The 2,144-nt window shown below is 38.4% G+C and carries 1 protein-coding gene; it reads left to right on the top strand.

Going from position 1 to position 2,144, the window contains the following annotated elements:
* Positions 1-335 precede the first annotated feature (335 nt).
* Positions 336-2,144: methyl-accepting chemotaxis protein (locus tag K6G87_RS17510; protein WP_296840153.1), on the top strand; the 1,809-nt coding region annotated here is incomplete at its 3' end.

Genomic DNA, 2,144 nt, shown 5'->3' with positions numbered 1-2,144 from the left:
CGTCCGGCTTCAAGCTGCAAATTAACATTGTCCAAAGCATATTTACTGCCATAACGCTTGGACAAATTTCTTGTTTCAAATAATGCCATTATTTTTCCCCTTTACTTTTTTCATAATACTTTTTAGTATCCTTATATACATTTTTTTTGTCAAGTCAATTGCCAAAATCCCCATTCTGCAGCTTATTTATTCAAAGAGTTTACTTATTATAAATATTATTATCACATGATATTTAGCCGATTAGTTATATATCTCTATACCTAATTCACCATGCAGTAACAAAACTGCCGTTTGTCCTGTACTTACAATAGTACATTCTCCAGGAGGCTCTATTTATGAGTAAAAAAGTGAAAGCAATCAAGCAAAAAAAAGGTGCGCAAAAGGCAATAAGCGCCAAATTATCAGTAATGTTCGTTATATTATTACTTGCAAGTATTCTGATAGCTGAAGGAATCACACTGCAGCTATCATATACTGCAATCAGCGATTTAATTTTTACCTCATTACAAAATGAAGTATCAGTTAGCGCCGGACAGGTTAACAGAGAACTCAACTCAACCTTCTACTATCTTAACGGTGTAGCAGATGCTGTTGAGCAAAATACTTATGCTACCAATCAGGATATCGAAGACTATCTTCTTGGAACAGTTGGAAGATACGATATGATCCCAACAGGAGCTTACCTTGCACTTGAAGATGAAACCTTCATATACCCCAGTGATACAAGCCTTCAGATGGAATCCATAACCCAGAAGCCCTGGTACATAGAAGCTCTGACATATGACAATAGCTGGTTCTATTATTATGATGTACCATACTTTGATACTGTAACTGGTTATCTTTGCGCAACTGTTATAAGGCATGTCCACCTAAAGGATGGTCGTGAAGGATGCTTTGCTGCTGATCTTATGCTTTCAACGGCTCAGGAAACTCTTGATTCAGTCCAGTTATATAAGACAGGCGGTGCCATGATGGTTACAGGCGATGGCATGATCCTTACTTACGGCGCAGATTCAAGTTACTGCGGATCAAATGTTTCTGATATAACAGATAATACCTTCTTATCATCAGTTGGAACATTTGTATCAAGCGAAACAGGTAAAGAAGAACACGAAGTAGAAAGTGTTAAAGTTGATAATGATAAATATTTCATGGCTGCTTCAGGTGTTGATGGTACTAACTGGCTCGTCCTTGTATATGCCAAGCAGAATGAAGTATATGAAACAATTAATACTATTGTGAATATACTTATTATAGTAATCCCGTTATCTATTATCGCAGTAATTATCATAATGAATATTGTTCTTAAGAAGATGATCAAGCTTCCTGTAACATCTCTTACCGGCAATATTGAAAAAATATCCGGCGGAGACTTTACAGTTGATATCAGCTCAGATGGTAATGATGAAATCGCATATATGAATAATGCCATGGGAGATTTCGTAAGCGGAATGAGATCATCGCTTAGTGAGATCAAAGATGTATCAGGAAGGCTACAGGGAGATGCACAGACTTCCAAGACTACAGCAGAAGATCTTGAAGATGCTGCTAACAACCAGTCAACAAGCATGACCCAGGTTCGTGAGAATATAGAAAATATGGCCAAGGCCGTTACAGAAGTTGCAGAAAACGCTACTATTCTGGCTCAAACCGTTGCTACAGTCAATGACCAGCAGCAGGAAATTGAAAACACAATGAACGAACTGGTAACAAAAGCTAATAGCGGCCAGCAGGATATGTCTTCTGTATCATCCGGCATGGATGACATAGTTGTTTCTATGAAAGATATGGCAGATGCTGTTTCCAGTGTTAGCGACGCTGCCGATAAGATTACTCAGATAATTGATCTTATCAATTCAATCTCCTCACAGACCAATCTCCTATCACTCAATGCAAGTATCGAAGCTGCAAGAGCAGGAGAAGCCGGAAAAGGATTCGCAGTTGTTGCTTCAGAAATCGGAGCTCTTGCCCAGAACTCTGCAAGTGCTACTAATCAGATTGCAGATATTATCAAAGAAATGTCAGCAAGAGTACAGCTGTTATCAGATAAGTCAGAATCCAATACTCAGATGATCAATAGTAGTGCCGAAACAGTTAATACTGCTGCCGCTACCTTTGAAGAGATCACCAAACAGCTGGAAAAA

It is taken from the genome of Butyrivibrio sp., from assembly GCF_024699075.1.
This window is presented reverse-complemented; position numbering and strand designations above follow the sequence as displayed.